Below are 17,868 nucleotides of genomic sequence, written 5' to 3' on the forward strand. Positions count from 1 at the left end.
ATACGGAACGAGGATACAGATGAAGCGCAAGAACCTATCGCGTACGGCAATCGTTGCGGCACTGGCCATCGGGCTGGGCGGCTGCAGCGGCGGCCTCTTCGGCGGCGGCGGAGACAAGAAGGTCACCCCGACGCTGGGCGATCGTCAGCCGATCCTCTCGCGTATCGAAACCGGCGCACAGGTCGATCCGGCTCTGGCCGGCGTATCGGTGGTGCTCCCCCCGGCGCAGGTCAACGATGCCTGGGCGCAGGCGGGCGGCAATGCGGGCAAGTCCTACGGCCATCTGGCGCTGACGGGTTCGCCCACCAAGGCTTTCACCGTCTCGATCGAAGGCGCCAGCCAGCGCCGCCGCTTCGGTGCCTCGCCGGTCATCGGGCAAGGCATGCTTTTCGCGGTCGGCGGAGATGGTATTCTGACGGCGTTCGATGCCCAGTCGGGCGCGCAGCGGTGGAGCTACAATCCGGGGCTCCCGAGTGATCTCAAATCCTCGGCCTTCGGCGGCGGCGCCAGCTATGACGATGGGAAGGTCTATATGACCGACGGCGCAGGCGACGTCGTCGCGCTGACCGCCGACAGCGGCGCGGTATTGTGGAAGGTCAAGCCGTCGGGCCCGCTGCGCGGCGCGCCGACGATTGCCTTCGGTTCGGTCTTCGTCATGACGCAGGACAACCAGATCTTCGCGCTCGATGCCGCCGACGGTTCGGTGCGGTGGCAGGAATCGGGTTCGTCGACCCAGGCGGGCGTGTTCGGGGTAGCCGCTCCGGCAGCGGCGCAGGGCACGGTCATCGCCGGCTATAGCTCAGGCGAACTGATCGCGCATCGCTATGAAAACGGGCGGACGTTGTGGGCCGATGCGCTGGCGCGGACCTCGATCTCGACGCAGGTCGGCTCGCTCACCGATATCGACGCCGATCCGATCATCGACAACGGCCGCGTCTATGCGCTGGGGCAGGGTGGCCGCATGGCCGCTTACGAACTCGTCACCGGCCAGCGGATCTGGGAACTCAACCTGGCGGGGATTTCGACCCCGGCTATTGCGGGCGAATGGATCTTCACGCTGACCGACGATGCCCGCCTGCTCGCGATCGCGCGCGCCACGGGCAAGGTGCGCTGGCTGACCCAACTGCCGCGCTGGCGCGACGAGAAGGACAAGAAGGGTCCGATCTTCTGGTCGGGCCCGGTGCTTGCCGGAGGCAATTTGTGGGCGGTGAATTCGGAAGGCGAAGTCTACCGCATCAGCTCGGGCGAGGGTTCGGCGAGCCTGTTCACCGATCTCGACCAGCCGGTGTCGCTGGCGCCGGTGGTGGCCAACAACACGCTCTACATCCTCGACGACAGCGGCAGGATTACCGCTTTCCGGTGATTTCCTTGGTAGCGTGACCGCCGTGTTAACCAAATCGGGCTAACGAGGTGCGGTCATGAACACGGCGGAACAAGCACCCCTCGCGCGGCCAGAGAGCGATGTCTCCGCGGCCGTGGGGCTGGTGGGCCTGGCCGGGCTGTTTGCCTGGGTGGCGTTCGCGCGCGCCTTTCCCGCACTGGCCGAAGCCTTCGACTGGGCAGTACCGCTCGATACGCTGGGCGGGCGCAATTCCGCGCTGGTGGGCCTGCTCGCTGCGGCGATCCCGATGGCGGCATGGTCGATCCTGGTCGACAAGGTGCACCTGCGCGCCTCGACCGGGCTCGACTGGTCACTGGTGCATAGCCGCGAGCCCGATCACAGCATCACGCTGGTCAAGCTGGTCGGTTTGTGGGCGACCTGGGCGATCATCGCGGGGCTTTACTGCCTGTGTCGCTGGTATTGGGAGGGGCAGTATGTCTTCGCGATACAGGTGCTCGCCTATGCCGCGCTGCCACTGGTGGTGCTGTCGGTGCCCTATGTCTGGTGGATCGACCGCGCGCTGGTGAACCGGCGCGATGCCGCGTGGCACTTCGGCGCGCTGCTGCTGATGCGCCCGGGCTGGGACATGGGCCAGATCGCCAAGCACTGGCAGGCGTGGATCATCAAGGCCTTCTTCACCGCCTTCATGCTCTCGATCACCCCTTTCGCCTTCAACCATATCGTGACCGCGAACTTCGCCGAGGTGTTTGCACGACCAGAACGGATCGCGCTGACGATCATCGAGGCGATGTTCATGATCGACGTGATGATCGGCACCGTCGGCTATATCGTCACCATGCGCCCGCTCGATGCGCATATCCGCTCGGGCAACCCACTGCTGGGCGGCTGGGTCGCAGCGCTGATCTGTTACCCGCCGATCGTATGGGGCATCCTCGGCGGGGGCCGCGCGATCAATTACGAATACGATACCGCGGGCTGGCTGCACTGGATGGCGGGCAATGACACGCTGATCGCGTTGTGGGGCGCGCTGCTGGTGGTGCTGACCGCGATCTACGCCTGGGCGACCTTCGCCTTCGGCCTGCGCTTTTCCAACCTCACCTACCGCGGTGTGCTGACCAATGGCCCGTACCGTTTCACCCGGCACCCGGCCTATGTCTCGAAAAACCTGTTCTGGTGGGCGGCGATCCTGCCGTTCCTGGTGACCAGCGGTTCACCGGTCGAAGCAATCCGCAACTGCTTCTTCCTCGCGGTCGTGAACGGCATCTATTTCTGGCGTGCCAAGACAGAAGAAGCGCATCTGCTCGCCGAGGACCCGAAATATCGCGCCTATCATGCGTGGATGGCGCAGCACGGCCTGCTGACCGCGCCGCTGACGCGGTTGTGGAACCGGATCAAGCCGCGCCCGTCGATGACGGCGGACCCCGCCGGGTAATCAGCCGAGCGGCTGGCCCTCGTCGGTATCATACACGCGCAATTCGCGCGCCTTGGGCGGATTGGCAGCCATGAAGCTCTGGAATTCGGCCATGTGTTCCGACCGGCCATGCGCGTCGAGCGCGGCGCGATCGCGCCAGCGTTCGAACAGGATCAGCGTGTCCGGATCGGCAAGGTCGCCGGCGAAAGCGTAATCGAGGCAGCCATCCTCGGCGCGACTGGCGCGGACCATTTCGACAATCGCCTTGCGCGTCGCGGCGTCGATCGAACGCCCCAGCTTGATGGTGCCGTTGATCTGGATCATCGCTTTTCCCCCCACGCTTCTCAGAAGCTGTATTTGTAAATGCGGTCGATATCGCCGCCCCATTCGCCATTGTAGCGGTCGAGCATGACCTGCGCCGGGACCTTACCCGTGGCGACAATCTCGTCGAGCGTTTCGAGGAAGCCGGTTTCATTGTCGCCCGAAGTGTTGAGACGGCCGCGGGCCGCGAGGCCCGAGCGTGCGATCGCCAGCACTTCCTTGGCTAGGTCATGCAGCTTGCCGCCGCCGGGCAGCGGCGCGTCGAGCGCTAGCTTGGGCACTGCATTGCGCAGCGTCTCGCGCTCCTCCATCGACCAATGCTTGACCAGGTCCCAGGACGCATCGAGCGCGGATTGGTCGTAGAGCAGGCCGACCCAGAAGGCGGGCAGCGCACAGATCCGGCTCCACGGCCCGCCATCGGCACCGCGCATCTCGAGGAAGCTCTTGAGGCGCACTTCGGGGAAGGCGGTGGACAGATGGTCCCACCAATCGCTTTCGGTCGGCTTCTCGCCGGGCAGGACGGACAGCTTGCCCTCGAGAAAATCGCGGAAGCTGAGCCCCGCGGCGTCGATGTACTTGCCGTCGCGGAAGACGAAATACATCGGCACATCGAGCATGTAGTCGACGTAGCGCTCGTAGCCGAAGCCGTCCTCGAACACGAAGGGCAGCATGCCGGTGCGATGCGGATCGGTGTCGCTCCAGATATGGCTGCGATAGGACAGGTAACCGTTGGGTTTCCCTTCGGTGAAGGGCGAATTGGCGAACAGCGCAGTGGCCAGCGGTTGCAGCGCCAGCCCCGTGCGGAACTTCTGCGCCATGTCGGCTTCGCTCGAATAGTCGAGATTAACCTGGATGGTGCAGGTGCGCAGCATCATGTCCAGGCCGAGATTGCCGACCTTGGGCATGTGCCGCATCATGATGTCGTAGCGCCCCTTGGGCATCACCGGCAATTCTTCGCGCGTCTTGTCAGGCCACATGCCCAGGCCGAGGAAGCCGACACCCTTGCGCTCGCCGATTTCCTTTACCTGCGCGAGATGGCGCCCGGTTTCGGCGCAGGTATCGTGCAGGTTTTCGAGCGGCGCGCCCGACAGTTCGAGCTGACCCGCGGGTTCAAGGCTGACCGTGCCGTCGTCGCCCCGCATCGCGATGACCTTGCCGCCTTCCTCGACCGGCTCCCAGCCGAACTCGCGCAGTGCCAGCAGGGTGTCGCGGATCCCGCCCTCTTCGTCATAGGACAGCGCGCGGTGTTCATCGCAGCAATAGACCAGTTTTTCGTGTTCGGTACCGATGCGCCAGTCGGCTTTCGGCTTCTCGCCGCGCTGCATCGGGGCGACCAGCTGGTCGCGGCTTTCGATAATGGGGTCTTCAGTCCCCGATGTTTCGCGCGTGCTCATGACGCGTGGCGATAGGCAACCGAACCTTGCGTGAAAAGGAAATTAATCTGCGTCGAGCCAGTCGCCCGCTTCGGCCATCCATACTGCCATCCCGGCAATGGCTGCGGTTTCGCCGCGCAGGATACGCGGGCCAAGGCTGATCGCGACAGTGGCGGGATGCGCGCGGATCGCCGCGCGCTCGGCCTCGTCGAACCCCCCTTCGGGGCCGATCAGCAGCGCGGCGGGGCGGTCGGCATAGCAGAACGCATCGGCGGCAGGTTCGCCGCCTTCCTCGTCGGCGAAGAACAGGTCGCGCTCCTGCGGCCAGTCGCGCAGCAGTGCATCGAGCTTCGTCACGGGCGCGATTTCAGGCAGCGCGGTGCGCGCGCATTGCTCGGCCGCCTCGGTCACGATCGCGGCAGCGCGTTCGGCATTGAGCTTGTCGGCAACGCAGCGCCGCGTGACCACCGGGGCGATCCGCGCAACACCGAGCTCGGTCGCTTTCTCGAGCACGAGGTCGAAGCGGTCCTTCTTGAGCAGCGCGGAGCAGAGCCAGAAATCGGGCACGCCTTCGCGCGGCCGCTGGTGGTCGCGCGGCTGCAGCAGGATCTGCCGCTTGCCGGCCTCAATCACTTCAGCCGCCCATTCGCCGGTAATATCGTCGCACAGGATCACCGCGTCGCCGGGGGCAACGCGCATCACCTTGGACAGATAGTGCGCCTGGTTGCCCTCGATCGTTACCGGCGTGTCGGCCGACAGTTCCTGCTCGACGAACAGGCGCGGAGCGCTCTTGGGCGGCCAGGCGGGGGTAGCGGGCATGGCCCCCTCTAATCACATCCGTCATGCCGGCGAAAGCCGGGATCGGGTCCCTTCTGGCAAGAAGGCCGGCGGCGATCCCGGCTTCCGCTGGGATGATGAGATTGATAGGGCGCATCCCAATGAATGAAACCGTCGTCCCCGATAGCGAACATCGCGGGCTTGTTGCGCGCCTGCCGCAACTGCCGCGCGATCTGGCGCAGCTGGCCCGGTTCGACCGGCCCATCGGCTGGTGGCTGTTGTTCTGGCCCTGCGCGTGGGGCGTGTGGCTGACCGGGGCGGGCTGGCAGTTGGCGCTGCTCGCCTGGTTGCTGCTGGGGGCCATCGCAATGCGCGGTGCGGGCTGTGTCTACAACGACATCGTCGATGCCGATCTCGACCGGAAGGTTGCGCGTACTGCGGTGCGCCCCGTGGCAAGCGGACGGATATCGAAGAAGCTCGCATGGGGCTGGCTGTTCTTGCTGTGCGCTGTCGGGCTGCTGGTTCTGCTGCAATTGCGCCCGCTGGCGCAGGGCGTGGCGCTCGCCAGTGTCGTGCTCGTCGCTGCCTATCCTTTCATGAAGCGGATCACGTGGTGGCCGCAGGCGTGGTTGGGAATGGTATTTACCTGGGGGCTACTGGTCGGCTGGACGCAACTCCGCGCCGACCACTGGGATGCGCTGGGCGCCATGTATGCGGGCGCAGCGCTGTGGGTGATCGGCTACGATACAATTTACGCCATGCAGGACCGCGAGGACGATGCGCTGGTGGGGATCCGCTCGAGCGCACTGCGGCTGGGCGGGCATGTGCAGGGCGGGGTAGCGTTGTTCTATGCTGGCGCGGTGGCGCTCTGGACGCTGGCTTTCTGGCTCTACCGCGCTGATTGGGTGGCGCTGCTTGCGTTGGTCCCCGCAGCCGCGCATCTGGCATGGCAGGTCGTCACGCTCGACGGGACCGATGGCGCCAATCCGCTAAACCGCTTCCGTGCCAATCGCTGGACCGGCGCGCTGGTTGCCGCGGCGTGCTACGTTGTGGGTAATGCCTGATGGCTATGCGCGTCGCGATGTATGAGCCCGAGATCGCCGGGAATGTCGGCGCGGTGCTGCGTCTTGGCGCGTGCATGGGCGCGGGTATCGACCTGATCGAACCGCTTGGCTTCACCTGGGACGACCGGCGCGTGCGGCGTGCGGCGATGGATTACATCGACGAGGTCGAGATCACGCGCCATTCCGGGTTCGACGCTTTCAGCGCGGGTCTGGGTGAGCGGCGATTAATCCTGTTTACCACCAAGGCGACCCGGTCGGCCTATGATTTCGCTTATCGCGCCGACGATGTGCTGCTGTTCGGCAAGGAAAGCGCGGGCGTGCCCGAGCATGTGGCTGCGGCCAGCCACGCGATGGTTCGCTTGCCGATGCGCGCCCAAGTGCGGTCGCTCAATGTCGCGACCAGCGCGGCGATCGCGCTGGCAGAGGCCTTGCGCCAGACCGACAGCCTGCCGCGCTAGGTCCCCTACGGTGGACAAGTCGGCGCAGGAGGGCCGGCGAATCTTGAGCGACTCGGCCGCGCCTTCTTAACCATGGCCGTATGACGGACACTTTCACCGCCCTTTCCGATCCCACGCGGCGGCTCCTGCTGGACCGGCTGAGCGAAACGGGTGGGCTGACACTGTCCGACCTTGCCGAAGACCTGCCGATGACGCGGCAGGCGGTGGCCAAGCACCTCGCCGTGCTCGAGGCAGCCGAACTGGTCGCCTCCGAGCGCGACGGGCGGTGCAAGCGGCATTATCTCAACCCGGTGCCGCTGGCCAAGATCGCGCGCCGCTGGCTGGGCCGGTTCGAGGAGGTTCCGCTGGCCGCGATGTCGGGTTTTCACGGACCTGCGGGCGAGCGGCGCGTGGCGCAAACACAGGGGTGCGGGGGAGCGGCTCATTCATAGCTGACCACCTCGAACTCGATCCCATCCCAGTCGAAGAAATAGAAGCGGCGCCCGGGATCGTAATCGTCGTGCCCGAACGGTTCGAGGCCATGCGCGACGACGGTTCCTTCCGCCGCATCGAGATCGTCGACGGTGAAGGCGAGATGGTTGAGCGGATGGCCCTTGGCGAAACCGCCCGCGACATGATCGCCAGTGTAAAGCGCGATGTAATCGTGGCTGGCCCCGATATGGACCGAGCGGCCGTATTTCTGTGAAGGTCCGCGCCAGCGCTCCTCCCAGCCGAGCAGGTCCTTGAGCAGCGCGGCGCTGCGTTCGGGGTCGGTAACCGAAATATTGGCGTGTTCGAGGCGGCCTGTCGCCATGGTGCATCTCCTGTTTCGAAGCGGCCTGCCATGGTTCGGCCCGCCGCTCGGTTGCGATGCACAGCTCTATGCAACTTCAACTTCACTTGAGGTCAAGCTTCAATTGCCCTATCACTCTGATCGATGAATGCGAACGACCATCTCAGCATCGGCGATCTGGCGCGCCGAACGGGCCTCTCTGCCTCCGCCATCCGCTTTTACGAGGACAAGGGGCTGATCGAGTCGTTCCGCACCACGGGCAACCAGCGGCGTTTCCTGCGCAGCGATATCCGGCGCCTCAGCTTCATCCTCATCGTCCAGAAACTGGGGCTCTCGCTCGAGGAAATCGGCGAGCACCTGCGCAGCCTGCCCAAGGGGCGCAATCCTTCCAGTTTCGACTGGTGGAAGATCAGCGAAGCGATCCGCGAAAGCCTCGACCGCCGCATTGAGCAACTGCAATCGCTCCGTGACAATCTTGACGGTTGTATCGGCTGTGGCTGCCTCAGCCTGAAGACCTGCAAGCTCTACAACCCCGACGACATTGCTGCCGAGGGTGGGCCGGGACCGCGGGTTCTGCGGTAGAAACTGCCCGGGGCGATAATCGCCGAAAAGCAGCGCAGTACCATCAATTTTGTCCCATGCCTTGCCATGCAAGGTACCATGCAATAGATACCTTGTATGGCAAGGAACTCTACCGATTCGGGTGACCCGACTGCGCGCTGGGAAGTACAGTTGCGCAAGGGTGTGCTCGAATTCGTGATCCTCCTGAGCCTGCGGGAACGTGAGCACTACGGCTTCGAGCTGGTCCAGACACTTACCGAAAGCGCGCGCATCGATGTGCCTGAGGGGACGATTTACCCACTTCTCCTGCGCCTTGCGAAAGATGGGCTGATCCAGTCCGAATTGCGCCAGGGCGAGGGCGGCGCACCGCGGAAGTATTATACGCTGAGCCCACAAGGGCGCAAAATTCTCGAAGCGATGATCCCGCGCTGGCGACTGTTGTCGTCATCGGTCGATCGTCTGCTCGACGGGAGGAAATCATGACCGTGACCTTCGACCATCCTGCCGCCCGTGAAATGTGGGACGCGTATTTCGACGAAGTCGACCAGCTGCTGGCACCGCTCGGCCCCGATGGGCGCGAACTGCGCAGCGATCTCGAAATGCATTTGCGCGATAGCCTGGCGAATGGCGACAGCGCGGGCGACGAGGCAGACAGGATGGCGCATGCTCTCGACCGCCTCGGTCGCCCCATCGAGTACCTCAGGCCGCTGCTGGCCGACAGCTATCTCGACCGCGCTTCAAGCACTTATAACCCCGTTACGATCGGCAAAGGGCTGTTCCATACGCTGCTGTCCGGAAGCGGAAAGGTGCTGGCCGGAGCCGGCTTTGCATTGGGGTACCTTACGCTGGCCATCTTCGTCGCCATTGCGCTGTCCAAGCCGTTCTGGCCGGACAATGTGGGTGTATTCCGCTTTCCTGACGGAGAGATTGCCGCAGGGATCGTGAGCGACACCGCTGGAGCGCAAGAACTGATCGGCGGGTGGGCGATCCCTATCGCGCTGGGCCTCGCGGCGCTGACGTACATTCTCCTGACCAAAGCGTTGCGCAGACTGCTGCGCTGAGCCCCTTCGATTTATCCAATAACCTTGCAATACAAGGATACTAACTGTGATGCCTCCAGAAGACAGTCGGCCTACGGCCTTCCCATGGTCCTTCGTCATCCTGACCTATGCGTTAAGCTGGTCGACATGGTTGCTCGGTTGGTACGCGCTGGGCCAGCCCGACGAGATGAGCGGATCGAGCGCGATTGTGCCGGTGATTTTCGCCGGATCTTTCGGCCCCGGGCTCGCCGCAGCGATCCTGACTGCGCGGCAGGGGTGGGGCCCGTTAAAGCAGTGGCTGGGTTCGTTCGTCCGTTTTCGTTGCGGATACCGCGCCTACGTCGCGGCGTTCCTGCCGTTTCCGCTCGCCGTTGTATTGCTGACCGTGCTGTTCGGATACGAACCCATAATCGACCAGGGCGGTGGTCATCCAGCCGCTGCTTTCTACCTGACCATCTTCCCGATGGCGATCGTCAACGGGCTGGCAACAGTGCTCATGGGTGCGGGCCCGTTGGGTGAAGAAGGTGGCTGGCGCGGGTACATGCTGCCGCGGCTGCTGGAGAAATTCGGCGAGATCCCCGCTTCGTTGATCGTCGGCGTGGTCTGGGCGCTGTGGCACTTGCCGGTCATGGCCATGTTCCCCGATTGGCGCGGGGGCATGGATTTCTGGACCTACCTGCCGCTCTACGTCGGAAGCGTGATCGCGCTTTCCTTCCTGATGACGCGGATATGGGCAATCGGTCGCGGCAGTCTCGTTCCGGTGATCTGGCTGCACGGCATCATCAATGCCATTGGCAGCATGGCATTCGAGAAGAACGTCTGGGCGAGCGGCTGGTCGGAAGAATTCGGTATCGTCCTCTTTATGGCCGCGGCGATGATCGCATGGCTGGTGCTTACCCGCACAAAACCCGAATTGATCGCGTCGAGATATCCACGCGAATGAGATGATCCGCCCCGTTCCGAAATGGTGCGGGGCGGGCCTAGTACTCCGGCCCCAGCTCCGCATCGAGATCGCGGGGCCGGGCGAAGTGCGACAGCACGCCGCAGCCGGTGCGCAGGTCGGCCCAGTCGTCGATATCGAGCTCGAACACCGCATAGGCAGCGGTGGGAAACTTGACCTTCGCCTCGTCGTACAGCGCGTTTTCCTGCTTGGGCGCGACCAGTTCGAACAGCATGTCGCCGAGGCCGGGATTGTGGCCCGACAGCAGCAGCGCAGCGCCATCGCCGCCCTTTTCGCGGATTACGTCCATGATCGTGTCGGTCCCGGCGAGATAGAGCCTCTCGTCCCACTGCGGTTCCATTTCGGGTAGTGCTTCGGCCAGCGTGGCCTTCACCCTTTGCGCGGGGCTGGCGAGCAGGCGATCCCATTTGACGCCATGCGCGCGGATATGATCACCGATAACCTGCGCACCGCGCCGCCCGCGATCGTTCAGACCGCGATCGAAATCGCGCTTGTCGCTCTGTCCCCAGTCGGACTTGGCATGACGCAGCAGGCCGAGGATCTTCATGCGCGCGTCATCACTGGGGCAGGGTCTCCGCTGTCGAAAGGTCGGGGCTAACAACACCCTCGGTGACGCGCTGTAAAGCCTCTTCGAGTGTCAGCCGCGTGACGGGGGTGCCTTCGGGAAAGGCGGACAACAGCCGGCTGGGGAAGGCGGGTGATAGCACTACGAAATGCCCCGCATCCTCGCGCGTGCGGATCAGCCGGCCGAAGGCCTGCGCCAGCCGCGCGCGGATGATGCGGTCGTCATAGCGCTTGGCGCCGCCTTCCTGTTCCGCCGCGGCAGCGCGGCGCGCGCGGTGCAGGATTGTGGGCCGCGGCCAGGGCACGCTTTCCATCACCACGCAGCGCAGGCTCCGGCCGGGCACGTCGACCCCGTCGCGCAGCGCATCGGTGCCGAGCAGGCTGGCGCGCGGATCGTCGCGGAAGATGTCGGTCAGCGTGCCGGTGTCGATTGGATCGACATGCTGGGCATAGAGCGGCAGGCCGGCGCGCGCGAGCCGGTCGGCGATCCGGCCATAAACTGCGCGCATCCGCCGGATCGCGGTAAACAATCCCAGCACCCCGCCATCGCTTGCTTCGATCAGCCGGGCATAGGCGCCCGCCAGCGCGGGAATGTCGCCCTTGCGGATATCGGTGACGATCAGCACTTCGGCGCGCCCGGCATAATCGAAGGGACTTTGCGCCTCCGCCGTCTTCGGCATCAGTTCGAGGTGCGGTGCGCCGCTCTTGGCGATGGCATGCGCCCAGTCTGGTCCGCTCTCGTCGCGATCGGTCAGCGTGGCGCTGGTGACCATCACGCCATGCGCAGGTTCGAGCACGACCTTGGCGAAGGGTTTCATCGGGTCGAGCCAGTGGCGATAGATCCCGACGTCGAATTCGCGCGCATCGTTGCGGTCGACCTGCAGCCAGTCGACGAATTCGGGATCGGCCGGGCCGCCGAGCCGGGAGAGCAGCGCTTCCCAGGCAGCGATCAGATCGATCCGCCAGGCGAGCGAATGCCGCGCGCCCTCGATCCGCGCGCGCCCCTGGCCATCGAGCCAGTCGGGCGCATCCTCGACCACCGCCTCCAGCCGTCCGGCCAATTTGAGCAGCGGCGTGCGGATACCCGCCAGCGCCTGCGCGGCGGTGCCTGCGGCTTCGACCAGTTCGCCGGGTAGCTGCGCGGTCTCGGTCTCGATGCCATAGCCCATTTCGAGCCCGCTTTCGTCGCGCGCGAAAGTGGTCGCGCGGACGGCCGCGAGCAATTCCTCGATTGGCCCGATGGGGCCGCTTTCGGCCAGCCGCCCGAGCCAGCCATCGGAGGGCAGGGCATTGGCAGCTTCGACCGCCGCCTCCACCGCTTTGCCGCCGGCATCGTCATAGCTGGCGACATCGGCGAGACGCGCGGAAAGGCCCCGGCGGCGTCCACGGCTGTTCTTCTCGGGGCCGATGATCCAGCGCCTCAGCTCGATCGCCTCCTGCCCGGTCAGTGCGGCGGAAAAGGTGCTGTCGGCGGCATCGAAGACGTGGTGCCCTTCGTCGAACACGATCCGCGTCGGGCGCGTGGCGGCATCACGTCCGCGTGCGGCATTGACCATTACCAATGCGTGGTTGGCAATGACGAGATCGGCCTGCGCGGCATTGCGCGCGCTGCGTTCGATAAAGCACTTCCGGTAATGCGGGCACCCGGCATAGACACACTCGCCGCGCTGGTCGGTCAGCGCGGCGATCCCGCGCTTGCGGAACAGCGTGCCCAGCCAGCCGGGCAGATCGCCGCCGATCATGTCGCCATCCTGCGAATAGGCAGCCCAGCGCGCGACCAGATGCGCGAGGATCGCAGGGCGCCCCGCGAAACCGCCCTGCAAGGCGTCCTCCAGATTGAGCAGGCACAGATAGTTCTCGCGCCCCTTGCGCACCACGACGGGGGGCGAGCCGTCGGCGCGGCTGGCGGGCCATGCGCGGCGACTTTCCTGGCGCAGCTGGCGCTGGAGGTTCTTGGTATAGGTGCTGACCCAGACGGTGCCGCCCGATCGCTCCGCCCACAGCGAGGCGGGGGCGAGATAGCCCAGCGTCTTGCCGATCCCGGTACCCGCTTGCGCGAGCAAGACATGCGGCCGCTTCTGGCTGTCGCGCGGGCCGAAGACATGGCCGGCACCCTTCGAAAACGCCCGCTGGCCCTCGCGCCGTTCCGCGCCTTCGCCGGTCAACCGTTCGAGCTGTGCCTCGATCTCGGGCTCGTCGATCAGTACTTGCGCTGGCTGCGGGCGATCGGGAGTCTCCTCCCATTCGGGCAGCCGCGAAAAAAGCCATTTCTCCGCCCGATCGGGTCTTTTGATATGCGGCGCGAGCACGCCTGCCCAGGGCCAGCGCAGCCGCGCCAGCGATTGCAGCGAGGACCACGCCCCTTCGCGCTGCGACCAGTCCTCGCTCTCGCAGGTCGCAACCAGGACGCCCGCCGCCTGTTGTAGCAGCAAGGGCACGCCGGCATCGTCCGCCGGCTCCTCCAGCCCCAGCGCATGCGCCAGCCCCTTGGGGGTGGGCACGCAGAAGGTCGCCGGATGGACGAAAGCGAACAGCTCGAGCAGGTCCAGCCCCGACAGGTCGGGATAGCCAAGCCTGCTCGCCACCAGCGGCGCATTCATCAGCAATTGTGGCGTATCGGCCGCGGCCATGACTGCTTCGCCCTTCGAACAGCCGCGCGTCGAACCGTTCGGATCGCGCAGCCAGGTGCCGGCGTGGCTGGCATGAAGAGCGGGGAGGGGCAGCAAATGGCTCACGCAAAAGACCATGTAAGGGAGGGAACGAAAAGTAAACAGAGGGCGGCGAGACTATGCCAAGAGCGTTTCGGTTCATCGCAAGCGGTCGGTGCTTGGCCGTGAAACGGTTTTAAGAACATGTGTTATATCAGAGATTTAGAGTTTTCTGAACGTCAGATGACAGGAACTGTGGCGAAATCATGCCCGTTCTATTGGCATGACCAAGACCCGCCATATGATCGCCAGCGCCCCTATCGCGATTGCCGCGATGGCCGCGCTCCATACACCAGCCGCCATGGCTCAGGAAGCGTCACCGATCGTGCTCGATGTTCCGGCGCCGACACCTGCCGCATCGCCCGCACCGATCGTGCTTTCGGCGCCAGAGCCTGCTCCGATCGTGATCGACCTGCCCGAGGCTGAACCACTGGTCGAGCCGCCGGTCGTGAACGACCCTGCACGGGTCGCCACGACGCGCACCACGCAAACCACTCCGACGCAACCTCGTGCTGCAACTCCGGAACCCACCGCAGGTACTACGACCACCGCAGACGCGACAATTGCTCCCGCAGCTACCGCGGATCCCGTGATCTCAGCGGAGGAAACGCTTGCCCCTGTTGCGCCAAGCGCAGCGCAGCCTGCTCCTACGGCTGACGTCGTACCGGTTGAGGAGCCGGTCGGTGATACTTCAAGCGCGGCCCTGCTCTTCGCTCTGCTGGGCGCAGGCGGGATCGGTCTCGCAGCTCTCCTGCTGTTCCGCTCGCGTCGTCGCCGTCGCAGCGGCGAAACGCCGGCTATCGAACGGTCCATCGTCAGTGCGTCGCCGGTTACCGAGCGCGAACCCGCAGTGACGACGCATGCCGCCGGGACCGCCAGCGCGTGGGCGAGCACGTCGCCATCTACCGCTACCAGCGACGGCGCCGCAGTCGAGTTGCCGAGCGAACTGCCGTCGAGCCGTGCCGAGCGGGGGCGCCTGCTCCAGCGGATGATCACTGCCCGGCCTGACCGTGCCAACCCATTCGCCTCGCACAAGGCCCGTGCCAAGCGCGCCCGCCTGATCCTGCAATCGATCGGCACCCGTTTTACCGATCGCAAGCCGGGCATCGATCTCAGCCAGTATGCCAATGTCTGGCCCGAACTGCGCGGCTGGCGACCTGCGACGACCTAGATCCCTCCTGACCCTCGATAGGTGTCGCAGCGGTAGGGGCGTCTACTCCCAGGAGTAGGCGCCCCTATTGGTATGTCTGGCGGCGAGCGAAGCGTCGGCGACTGTGGCCCCACCTGGCGCGGCCTCGGCTTTCGTCGAACTGGTTTTTACAAGTTACTTTCCCAGCGCACCACATTGGGCCGCAGCGTCCTGCGTCGCGCTATCTTCGAGATAAGCTAGCGCCTGTCCTACACGGCGCTTTGCGGATAGTCCCCGCCGCATGCCGGACTTCTGCTTCCTCGAACGTTACCCCGATTGCATCTGCGAAAGGGCCCGGCGGGTTTCCTCTTCCAGAACCGTGGTCCATGCGGTCCATGTGACTGGACCCGGTCTCGGGCGTTCCAACAAGTCTCCAACACTTCGCACTTGCGAAAGCGGCGGTCACCCGCAATGGCGTTCCACATGAGCATGACCGATCTGATCGCCGCTGCACGCGTGTCCAAGGCCTGGCCGTTCCAGGAGGCGCAGCGCCTGCTCAAACGCTATCCCGACGGCGCGAAGTCCGACGGCTCGCCGGTGCTGTTCGAAACCGGTTACGGTCCCAGCGGGTTGCCGCATATCGGCACCTTCCAGGAAGTGCTGCGCACCACGCTGGTCCGCCGCGCGTTCGAGGCGATGATCGGCGCCAAGCCCGAAGACGGCAAGACGCGGCTGGTTGCCTTCTCCGACGACATGGATGGGCTGCGCAAGGTCCCCGACAACGTGCCCAACCAACATCTGCTGCAGGACAACCTGCACCTGCCGCTGAGCCGGGTGCCCAATCCCTTCGGTAGCGCGCACGACAGCTTCGCGGCGCACAATAACGCGATGCTGCGCGAATTCCTCGACCGCTTCGGCTTCCAGTACGAATTCGTCGCGTCGAGCGATCGGTACAATTCGGGCGATTTCGACGACGCGCTGCGGCAGGTGCTGCGCAAGAACCCGCAGATCCTCGACATCATGCTTCCGACGCTTCGCGAGGAACGCCGCCAGACCTATTCGCCGGTGCTGCCGGTCAGCCCGCAGACCGGACGCGTACTTCAGGTGCCGGTCGAAGTGGTCGATGCCGAAGCGGGCACGATCCGCTTCACCGACGAGGACGGCATCGTCGTCGAGCAGAGCGCGCTCGGCGGCATGAGCAAGCTGCAGTGGAAGGTCGACTGGGCGATGCGCTGGTATGCGCTGGGCGTCGATTACGAGATGTACGGCAAGGATCTGACCGATAGCGGCGTGCAGTCGGGCAAGATCGTCCAGGTGCTCGGCGGGCGCAAGCCCGAGGGATTGATCTACGAGCTGTTCCTCGATGAAAACGGCGAGAAAATCTCCAAGTCGAAGGGCAACGGCCTGACCATCGACGAATGGCTGACCTATGGTTCGGAAGAGAGCCTTGGCTTCTACATCTTCCCCAATCCCAAGAGCGCCAAGCAGCTTCACGTGGGCGTGATCCCGCGTGCGGTCGACGATTACTGGCAGTTCCGCGAGAGGCTGGCCGAGCAGGAGCTCGACAAGCAGCTCGGCAATCCGGTGTGGCACCTCGCGCGCGCCAATGGCGGTTTCGACGCCGCCGAAGCGCCGGGCGCAGGCGACAGCCTGCCGGTGACCTACGGCCTGTTGCTCAACCTCGCCAGCGTGCTGGGCGCCGAGGCGAGCGAAGAGGCGCTGCGCGATTACCTCGCCAGCTATATCGGCAATGGCCGGATCTCACCCGAACTCGACGTGCTGATCGCCACAGCGGTGACCTATACGCGCGACTACATCGTCCCCACGCTGAGCAAGCGCGCGCCGACCGCGCAGGAGGCCGAGGCTCTGCGCGCTCTCGATGGCTATCTGGCTGATGCGGCGGAGGATACCAGCGCTGAAGACCTGCAGACGCAGGTCTACGAGATCGGCAAACGCGAGGAATACGGGTTCGCCAGCCTGCGCGACTGGTTCAAGGCGCTCTACCAGACCTTGCTCGGCAGCGATCAGGGCCCGCGCATGGGCAGTTTCATCGCGCTTTACGGCGCGGCGAATACGCGCAAACTCATCGCCGACGCGCTGGCGCGCGGGTGACCGTCTAGAGAAACGCAGCCGAGCCAGTCATTTGTTGCCTTCTATTTGTAGAGTTCGCGGAATGACGGGGGCTTGGGACTTGAAATCCGCTTTCAACCGCGACAGTCTCTCATTCGGACAGACGGGTAGTAGAAACGGGGGGAAGCGCCATGGGTCGCGCCATGGACGAGGATCACGAGCGCACTCCACCCTCCAGCGGGGTCGAGCAAACAGTCGAACGCGCCGAGCATGAAGCGCGCATGGTCGGCCGTCTTGCCGATCTCAAGATCGGCTCGTCGCAGCTGTTCCTGCAGACAACCGAACAGACACGCCTGGCGCTGTCCATCGCCGATCCGCACCAGGACGATTGCCCGCTGGTTTATTGCAACCAGGCCTTTGTCGATCTGACCGGCTATGAACGCGACGAGATTATCGGCCGCAATTGCCGCTTCCTGCAGGGGCGGGGCACCAAGCCTTCCGCCATTGCGAAGCTAACCGAGGCGGTCCGAAGCGGGGAATATACGGTCGTCGATATTCTTAATTACCGGAAGGACGGATCGGCCTTCTGGAACGCCGTCCATGTCGGCCCGATCTACGACGAGAACGGCGATCTGGCCTACATCTTCGGTTCGCAATGGGACATCACCGAACTGCTCGCCGCACGCGAGACGATTGTCGAAAACGAGCGCGTAGCGGAGGAATTGCGGCACAGGACAGACAATCTGTTCGCTGTCCTGGTCGCCATCGTCCGGCTTTCGGCGCGCAATTCGCAGGACGTCGGTGAACTCACGAACAAGATCGAGCGGCGGGTAGAAGCACTTGCCGGGGCGCACCGCGTCTCGCTGGCGGCAGAAGGGCTCAACCACGACCGCAGCAATCTGCGCGATCTCGTCGAAGCGGTCATGCGGCCCTATCGCAATGCGCGCGGCGACCGCATCGACCTTGCCGGCGAACTGATCGAATTGCCGCGCAAGCATGTGACGCCGCTGGGCCTGACGCTGCACGAGCTGGCGACCAATGCGCTAAAATACGGGGCGTTGGCGCATCAGGACGGAAAGGTCACGATCGACTGGGAGGTCGAAGAGGGCACGCTGGTGATCGAATGGGAGGAGACGCGTGAACGGAGCGCGATCCCGCTCGTCGCCAATCCCCAGACCAAGGGCACGGGTTCCGGCACGCGGCTGATCGAAGGTGCCATCCGCGGCCTGGGCGGCGAGGTCGAGATGCGTTTCGAGCCCACCGGTTGTCGCGCCACGATCCGCGTACCGGCAGCGGCACGCGCGGTCGACTGAACTG

General features: G+C 64.8%; 18 protein-coding genes. 12 read left to right on the forward strand and 6 right to left on the reverse strand.

Going from position 1 to position 17,868, the window contains the following annotated elements; all coding sequences use genetic code 11:
• Nucleotides 1–19: 19 nt before the first annotated feature.
• Both N6L26_RS02330 and N6L26_RS02335 read left to right on the forward strand, forming a co-directional pair.
• Nucleotides 20–1,363 carry a PQQ-binding-like beta-propeller repeat protein gene (locus N6L26_RS02330; protein ID WP_263606445.1) on the forward strand — a complete coding sequence of 448 codons (1,344 nt, stop codon included), beginning with the start codon at nucleotides 20–22 and terminating at the stop codon, nucleotides 1,361–1,363.
• A gap of 55 nt (nucleotides 1,364–1,418) precedes the next feature.
• A complete protein-coding gene (locus N6L26_RS02335; protein WP_263606447.1) occupies nucleotides 1,419–2,774 on the forward strand; it encodes a methyltransferase family protein in 1,356 nt (451 codons plus the stop codon).
• Here N6L26_RS02335 and N6L26_RS02340 read toward each other — a convergent pair whose 3' ends face one another.
• The 3 genes from N6L26_RS02340 to N6L26_RS02350 are packed head-to-tail and all read right to left on the reverse strand — an operon-like array spanning nucleotide 2,775 to nucleotide 5,266.
• A complete protein-coding gene (locus N6L26_RS02340) occupies nucleotides 2,775–3,077 on the reverse strand; it encodes a putative quinol monooxygenase (protein WP_263606449.1) in 303 nt (100 codons plus the stop codon). It abuts the gene before it with no gap.
• A 20-nt stretch (nucleotides 3,078–3,097) separates the two neighbouring features.
• Nucleotides 3,098–4,468, reverse strand: a complete 1,371-nt coding sequence (locus N6L26_RS02345) for a glutamate--cysteine ligase (RefSeq protein WP_263606450.1) — start codon at nucleotides 4,466–4,468, stop codon at nucleotides 3,098–3,100.
• Nucleotides 4,469–4,510: 42 nt separating this feature from the next.
• The gene (locus N6L26_RS02350) at nucleotides 4,511–5,266 is read right to left on the reverse strand and encodes a 16S rRNA (uracil(1498)-N(3))-methyltransferase (protein ID WP_263606452.1); all 756 of its coding nucleotides are present in this window, start codon (nucleotides 5,264–5,266) and stop codon (nucleotides 4,511–4,513) included.
• Nucleotides 5,267–5,385: 119 nt separating this feature from the next.
• Here N6L26_RS02350 and ubiA point away from each other — a divergent pair, with 119 nt between their 5' ends.
• The 3 genes from ubiA to N6L26_RS02365 all read left to right on the forward strand — a co-directional run bounded on the left by ubiA (nucleotide 5,386) and on the right by N6L26_RS02365 (nucleotide 7,177).
• Entirely contained in the window at nucleotides 5,386–6,288 is a 903-nt protein-coding gene (ubiA, locus tag N6L26_RS02355) for a 4-hydroxybenzoate octaprenyltransferase (RefSeq protein ID WP_263606454.1), read from the forward strand.
• A 5-nt stretch (nucleotides 6,289–6,293) separates the two neighbouring features.
• Entirely contained in the window at nucleotides 6,294–6,746 is a 453-nt protein-coding gene (locus tag N6L26_RS02360) for a tRNA (cytidine(34)-2'-O)-methyltransferase (RefSeq protein ID WP_263607236.1), read from the forward strand.
• Nucleotides 6,747–6,826: 80 nt separating this feature from the next.
• A complete protein-coding gene (locus N6L26_RS02365; RefSeq protein WP_263606456.1) occupies nucleotides 6,827–7,177 on the forward strand; it encodes an ArsR/SmtB family transcription factor in 351 nt (116 codons plus the stop codon).
• Here the strand turns inward: N6L26_RS02365 and N6L26_RS02370 are convergent.
• A complete protein-coding gene (locus N6L26_RS02370; RefSeq protein ID WP_263606458.1) occupies nucleotides 7,168–7,539 on the reverse strand; it encodes a VOC family protein in 372 nt (123 codons plus the stop codon). The genes N6L26_RS02365 and N6L26_RS02370 overlap by 10 nt on opposite strands.
• 123 nt (nucleotides 7,540–7,662) lie before the next feature.
• On the opposite strand from N6L26_RS02370, the gene soxR reads away from it, so the two are divergent.
• The 4 genes from soxR to N6L26_RS02390 all read left to right on the forward strand — a co-directional run bounded on the left by soxR (nucleotide 7,663) and on the right by N6L26_RS02390 (nucleotide 10,062).
• Nucleotides 7,663–8,100, forward strand: a complete 438-nt coding sequence (soxR, locus tag N6L26_RS02375) for a redox-sensitive transcriptional activator SoxR (RefSeq protein WP_263606459.1) — start codon at nucleotides 7,663–7,665, stop codon at nucleotides 8,098–8,100.
• A 96-nt stretch (nucleotides 8,101–8,196) separates the two neighbouring features.
• Nucleotides 8,197–8,562 carry a PadR family transcriptional regulator gene (locus tag N6L26_RS02380; protein ID WP_263606460.1) on the forward strand — a complete coding sequence of 122 codons (366 nt, stop codon included), beginning with the start codon at nucleotides 8,197–8,199 and terminating at the stop codon, nucleotides 8,560–8,562.
• Nucleotides 8,559–9,140: a hypothetical protein gene (locus tag N6L26_RS02385; protein ID WP_263606461.1), complete on the forward strand. Its 582-nt coding sequence runs from the start codon at nucleotides 8,559–8,561 to the stop codon at nucleotides 9,138–9,140. Before N6L26_RS02380 ends, N6L26_RS02385 begins: the two co-directional genes overlap by 4 nt.
• 49 nt (nucleotides 9,141–9,189) lie before the next feature.
• On the forward strand, nucleotides 9,190–10,062 hold the full coding sequence (locus N6L26_RS02390; RefSeq protein ID WP_263606462.1) for a CPBP family intramembrane glutamic endopeptidase: 873 nt from the start codon (nucleotides 9,190–9,192) through the stop codon (nucleotides 10,060–10,062).
• A gap of 37 nt (nucleotides 10,063–10,099) precedes the next feature.
• Here the strand turns inward: N6L26_RS02390 and N6L26_RS02395 are convergent, their stop codons facing one another.
• On the reverse strand, nucleotides 10,100–10,627 hold the full coding sequence (locus N6L26_RS02395; protein WP_263606463.1) for a SixA phosphatase family protein: 528 nt from the start codon (nucleotides 10,625–10,627) through the stop codon (nucleotides 10,100–10,102).
• Between the two features lie 10 nt (nucleotides 10,628–10,637).
• Nucleotides 10,638–13,379, reverse strand: coding sequence for an ATP-dependent DNA helicase (locus tag N6L26_RS02400; protein WP_263606465.1), 2,742 nt, complete (start codon nucleotides 13,377–13,379; stop codon nucleotides 10,638–10,640).
• 196 nt (nucleotides 13,380–13,575) lie between these two features.
• Between N6L26_RS02400 and N6L26_RS02405 the strand changes: the two genes are divergently transcribed.
• The 3 genes from N6L26_RS02405 (at nucleotide 13,576) to N6L26_RS02415 (ending at nucleotide 17,864) form a co-directional block, all read left to right on the forward strand.
• The gene (locus N6L26_RS02405) at nucleotides 13,576–14,523 is read left to right on the forward strand and encodes a hypothetical protein (protein WP_263606467.1); all 948 of its coding nucleotides are present in this window, start codon (nucleotides 13,576–13,578) and stop codon (nucleotides 14,521–14,523) included.
• Nucleotides 14,524–14,964: 441 nt separating this feature from the next.
• On the forward strand, nucleotides 14,965–16,593 hold the full coding sequence (locus N6L26_RS02410) for a lysine--tRNA ligase (protein ID WP_263606469.1): 1,629 nt from the start codon (nucleotides 14,965–14,967) through the stop codon (nucleotides 16,591–16,593).
• A 149-nt stretch (nucleotides 16,594–16,742) separates the two neighbouring features.
• Complete coding sequence (locus N6L26_RS02415; RefSeq protein ID WP_263606471.1) at nucleotides 16,743–17,864, forward strand: PAS domain-containing protein; 1,122 nt, start codon at nucleotides 16,743–16,745, stop codon at nucleotides 17,862–17,864.
• Nucleotides 17,865–17,868: the final 4 nt, after the last annotated feature.

The organism is Qipengyuania sp. SS22, assembly GCF_025736935.1.
Taxonomy (GTDB): Bacteria; Pseudomonadota; Alphaproteobacteria; order Sphingomonadales; family Sphingomonadaceae; genus Qipengyuania.